This is a genomic window from Sphaerobacter sp. (assembly GCF_019683595.1).
In the GTDB taxonomy this organism is placed as follows: Bacteria; Chloroflexota; Chloroflexia; order Thermomicrobiales; family Thermomicrobiaceae; genus Sphaerobacter.
In genome coordinates, this window is the sequence record NZ_JADGHZ010000220.1 from 1 (window position 1) to 5,103 (window position 5,103).

4 protein-coding genes and 1 pseudogene are annotated in these 5,103 nt (G+C 68.8%); 1 reads left to right on the forward strand and 4 read right to left on the reverse strand.

Annotation, left to right across the window (positions count from 1 at the left end):
• Positions 1–271: pseudogene (locus IRZ30_RS15470) on the reverse strand (hypothetical protein); the annotation flags it as partial.
• A gap of 332 nt (positions 272–603) precedes the next feature.
• Between IRZ30_RS15470 and IRZ30_RS15475 the strand changes: the two are divergent.
• On the forward strand, positions 604–1,479 hold the full coding sequence (locus IRZ30_RS15475; protein WP_294086426.1) for a Rieske 2Fe-2S domain-containing protein: 876 nt from the start codon (positions 604–606) through the stop codon (positions 1,477–1,479).
• Positions 1,480–2,000: 521 nt separating this feature from the next.
• Here IRZ30_RS15475 and IRZ30_RS15480 read toward each other — a convergent pair.
• From IRZ30_RS15480 to IRZ30_RS15490, 3 genes are all read right to left on the reverse strand, one after another.
• Positions 2,001–3,044, reverse strand: a complete 1,044-nt coding sequence (locus IRZ30_RS15480) for a copper oxidase (RefSeq protein WP_294086427.1) — start codon at positions 3,042–3,044, stop codon at positions 2,001–2,003.
• A gap of 120 nt (positions 3,045–3,164) precedes the next feature.
• Entirely contained in the window at positions 3,165–4,268 is a 1,104-nt protein-coding gene (gene nirK / locus IRZ30_RS15485) for a copper-containing nitrite reductase (protein WP_294086428.1), read from the reverse strand.
• A gap of 61 nt (positions 4,269–4,329) precedes the next feature.
• Positions 4,330–4,944: a DoxX family membrane protein gene (locus IRZ30_RS15490; protein ID WP_294086429.1), complete on the reverse strand. Its 615-nt coding sequence runs from the start codon at positions 4,942–4,944 to the stop codon at positions 4,330–4,332.
• Between the last annotated feature and the right edge of the window lie 159 nt (positions 4,945–5,103).

Sequence of the window (5,103 nt, forward strand, 5' to 3'; positions counted from 1 at the left end):
CTCCCGGACCGGCTGCGGGGCTGGCGGTGGCGGTGGGGGAGGCGGCGCTGGTCGGGCTGGCTCCCGGAGCGGTCGGCACCAGCGTCGCCACCTCGGTCGCGGCCTCCTCCGCCGAGCCCGGGCCGCAGCCGAACGCAACCAAGATCGTCGCCGTGGAGGCGATACCGCCGGTGATGTGCAGCACCCGATGGATGAGGTCCCGGCGGGACAGATAGCCGTCCTTGTAGTCCTCGACGAACTCGTGGATGAGGTAGCGCTGGAAGTCGTTCACGTCGAGTCTCCTCTCCTCGGATCGGCCACAGCACAGGGATGCGACCCGGCCTGACAGCGGGGTGTCGGATACATCGTTGCGCTGTCACGTCGTGTGCCACCGCGCGGGTGGGCACGCTGCTGCGTTTCGCGGCCGTGCGCGGCATACGTTGTGCGACATCCGGCAAGTGCCAGACCTGTTCCGTGTTGCGTGTTCCGTATAGTGATGCGCTACAGATTTCCTTCCTGCGGAGTGATTGACGATTCACGTCGCCCAACACGCAGTGCGGAGCCGGAGGCACACGTCGCGCGCAACCCGCAAGTCGCAGCGGGCAGCAAGAGGAGGTCTCGACCATGGTCATGGACCGTACGATCACCGTGATAGGGCGGCAGGAGTGGCTCAAGCCGATCGACAGCGCGCTGCAGCGGGCGATCTCCGGGGCGTTCCAGGCTGCCGGGCCGGTCGGGATGCGGATCAAGGACGTCCTGAACGGCGTGTGGCTGGGCCATCCCCTGCATCCGTCGTTGAGCGACGTGCCGATCGGCGCCTGGACGGCGGCCTCCGTGTTGGACGTGCTGGAGGCCACCACCGGGCGCAAGGAACTGGGCGCCGGGGCTGATGCCGCGATCGGCGTCGGGCTTGCCGCGGCGATCCCTGCTGCCCTATCGGGGCTGACCGATTGGCAGTACCTGGTGGGGCGGCCACGCCGGACGGGCCTGGTGCACGGGTTGCTCAACATCGGCGCGACCGCGCTCTACACGACCTCGCTGCTGCTCCGGCGCAACGGTGCCCGCGGCGCAGGCATCGTTACCGCCTCGATGGGCTACGGCTTAGTGGCCTTCACCGCCTACCTCGGAGGCGATCTCGTCTATCACGACCTCGTGAACGTCAATCACGCAAACACCGAGGGCATGCCCCGACGCTTCACGCCGGTCATGGCCGAGGCGGACCTCCCCGAAGGGCAACTCACGCGGGTCGATGCGCGGGGGACGCCGGTCGTGCTCCTGCGACGCGGCGAGCGAATCTACGCCCTGGCCGCGACGTGCAGCCACCTGGGCGGCCCGCTGAACGAGGGCGAGCTGCACGACAACACCGTGACCTGCCCCTGGCACGGGTCGACCTTCTCCTTCGAGGACGGCCACATCGTCCACGGCCCGGCGACGATGGCGCAGCCGGTGTTCGAGACGCGGGTCAAGGACGGCCAGATCGAAGTGCGCTTGGCCCGGTGATGTTGGCTGGCGGGTTCATGCGGTGTGGGGCAGGACTGGGATTAACCCCTGGCGTTGGGTTCCGCCGCTCGGCCCGTGCCCGGGGGTAAACCCCCGGGCTCACAACGAAAGCCGGCTGAAGCCGGCTGGGGCGACGCAGGGCTGGCGCCTCCGCATGATGGACTCCGCCGCTCGACCCGTGCCCAGGGCTAACGCCGCCGGGCGGCGGGGTTCTCTCATCTCCCGGTCGGATCACCGTCCCCAGCCGGCTTGACCCGGCTTCGCCTTGTCAGCCCGGCGGCTTTAGCCCCGGGCACATACCGGGCGGTGGGATCCTTCTCGCTACCAATGTCTGATCCGGTCGGCGGAAGCGAAGCCCACTGAAGGGGCTGCGGATGCAGCGCCCCAGCGGGAGGCCGAACCGGAGACGCGTGCATGTCGGCTCCGCAGCCCCTTCAGTGGGCTTTCTCCCGTATCAGCCCGGCGGCGCTCGTCCCGGCCGCCGGTCACCGCGGTGGGACCCGTGGACCACCCGCCCCGGGCTACTCCTCGACGATGAGCGCGGTCACCATGCCGAACATGCCGTGGTTGGACTCGGCGTGCGACAGGATGTGGCAGTGGAAGGCCCAGACACCCGGCTCCGTGGCGTCCACGATCACGTCCCAGCGCTCGCCCGGCGCCACGTTGATCGTGTCGCAGTACCACGGCTGCGGCTGGAGGTAGCCGTCCTTGGCGATGACGAGTTGTGGCATCCCGTGCAGGTGCATCGGGTGGGCCATCATCCCCTCGTTCATGTACCGGATGAGCACCTTCTGCCCGCGCTTGGCCACCAGCGGCTTGGTCGCCGGGAAGCTCTTGCCGTTGATCGTGAAGCCGAGCGGCCCGTCGTTGAGGATCAGCGTGTACTCGACGTCATACGCCGGGCGGGTGGACGGATCCTTCGGCTCCACGATGAAGGGACCGAGCAACCCCATCGAAACCTGCTCGGCCGAGTTGTGGTGCGAGTGGTACATGTGCGACCCGGCGGGCTTGGCCACGAACTCGTAGGTGAAGGTCTCGCCGGGCCGGATCGGTGGCTGGGTGATAAAGGGCACGCCGTCCATGCTGTTCGGCACCATCAGGCCGTGCCAGTGGACCGCCGTGCTCTGGTCCAGTTCGTTGGTGACGTGGATGCGCACCTTGTCGCCCTCGGTCACCCGGATCTCGGGTCCCGGCACCACGCCGTTGTAGGCCCAGGCTTCGACGACTCGCCCGGGCTCGGTTTCCCACTGCACTTTCTGGCAGGTGAGCCGGAAGACCTTGACGTCCCCATCCATCTCATAGGAGAGCGGTTGACCGCCGAGGCCCTTGGTCTCGGCCGGGAAGGCCTTAACCCCTGCCTCGTGCATGCGGTCCATCTCCGCGTAGTCCTCCGTGGGGGTCGCGGCGGGGTTGCTGGCGTGCTCCATGTGATCGTCGGCGGCTCGCGCTGCGGACGTCTCGGCGTCGCCACAGCTCGCCAGTGTCAGGCCCGTCGCGCCGAGCCCCAGCGCGCCCAGCGCGCCGACAAAGCCCCGCCGCGAGAAACGATTCGTCAGGTCGATCACGGTTACTCCTTCCCGTACGCTACTACCGTGTGTGCTGTCCGCGCCCGCCTGCGACTGGTTCGGGCGTGGTTACGGGAGGGCGACCGGGCTGCCGCCCTCCCGCTGTCACCGTGTGCGGCGCTAGTGGCCGCCGCTCTGATCGCCGTGCTCGATGACCTTGTAGACCTCGGGGTTGTCCGGGCCTTCGACCTGGAGGACGGCAGCCGCGCCCTTGGTCAGCCGGCCCAGGCTGTGATCCACCAGCGTGTAGTTGCCCGGCACCTCGACCTTGAACTCCACGATGGTCGCGCCTCCGGCCGGCACCATCGTCGTCTGGACGTGGCTGACCCACTCGGCCGCGCCCTCCGGCGCCACCCGGTCGAAGACCTCACCGATCACGTGGAAGCTCGAGGTGACGTTGGGGCCGCCGACCCCGAAGAAGATCCGCACCGTCTCGCCCGTCTTGGCCTTCAGGGCGTTGTCGCCCGTGAGCGCGCCGACCGCGCCGTTGAAGACGACGTAGTCGGGGTTCTCGGCCAGCATCTGCTCCATGTCGAAGCCGTGCAGGCCCTTCTCGCCGCGGTCACCGCTCAGATAGAAGTCGCCCTCCATCACGTAGAACTCGCGATCCACCTTCGGCAGCCCGCCTGCCGGCTCGACGACGATCAGGCCGTACATGCCGTTGGCGATGTGCATCGCGACCGGCGGCGTCGCGCAGTGGTAGACGTAGACGCCGGGGTGCATCGCCAGGAACTGGAAGGTGGCCTGCTTACCGGGCGATACGGTCGTCGCCGCGGCCCCACCACCCGGACCGGTCACCGCGTGGAGGTCGATGTTGTGCGGCGCTGTGGCGCTCAGCGAGTTCTTCAGCGTCACCTGAACGGTGTCGCCCTCCCGTACCCGGATCATCGGGCCGGGAACCGTGCCGTTGAACGTCCAGAACTTGTAGGCCACACCGTCGTCGATCTCGGCCACGACTTCCTTGGTTTCGAGCTCGACCTTGACCAGTTGCGGCCCGCGGTCGCCTACCGGGGCTGCAACCGCTGGCTGTGGCAGCCGGGCCAGGTCTGGCGGGGCGGGCTCGACCTTCGAGGTGGCTGCGGCCGCGTGGCTGGCGTGGTTGTCAGCAGTCGGATGCGAGCCGCCGGGCAACCCAAAGGCGGCCGCGCCGAGCAGCAGCACGACCACGCTCAGTGCTGCGATGGCGATGCGCAGTGTTCGCTTGCCGAGATGTATCCGTGCCATCGTACTCTTCTCCCCGTCACGTCGCAGTGCCTACGTCGTGACGTCGTGAGTCCCGCCGATCTCAGCGGGGAACCTCTCCAACGGGTGTCCGGCCGCTCGCCTTGCGCCGGGCGCGCCAGCGGATCAGGCCGGCTTGCCAGGGCGTGCCGAGGACCGGAAGCAGCCAGCGGTCGAGCCCGATCCAACCGGCCGTCTTCCAGGCCAGAATCAGGGCGACGGCGAGCGCCGGCAGCAGCGGGTCGACCGGCCCGGCGCCGACGATCAGCACGTTGATGCTGGTCAGGCTGTAGAGCGCGGCGGCCACGCCGGTCATCAGGCCGAGCAGCAGCGCGATCGCAATGAACGTCTCGCCGATCGCGATGAGCTTGGCCGCCCAGGTGTAGCCGCCGGTGTCGAGCAGGTACCCAAGCACGTGCCGGTACCAGTTCGAGCCGGAACCGGGCGCTGGGTCGGCCTGCACCACCCGCTCCCAATGAGCGCGCAGGGCGGTGCCGCCGCGCATCCACTCGGGGCTCTGGAGCTTGGCCCAGCCGGCCTCGAGGGCCTGCCAGCCCACATAGACGCGGACGGCCAGCCAGACCCAACCCAGCCGGACGTCGTTGAACAGCGTCCGCGCCAGGGCCGGATCCTCGACGACCGTCTCGGGGGGCTGGGTTGTCGCCTCGTGCCGTGCCATCGTCCTTGCGCCTCTCCGGGCCGCTGTATCGGCCCTTCTGGGATCAAGGCTAGGCGTGGAGGGGCTATCGCCCCACGACCCGGGGGGTAGTTCACGGGTGACCGGAAGGGGTGGGATTTTTCCCACCCTGGTGGGTGAGAAAGGGGGAGGGGCCTACCC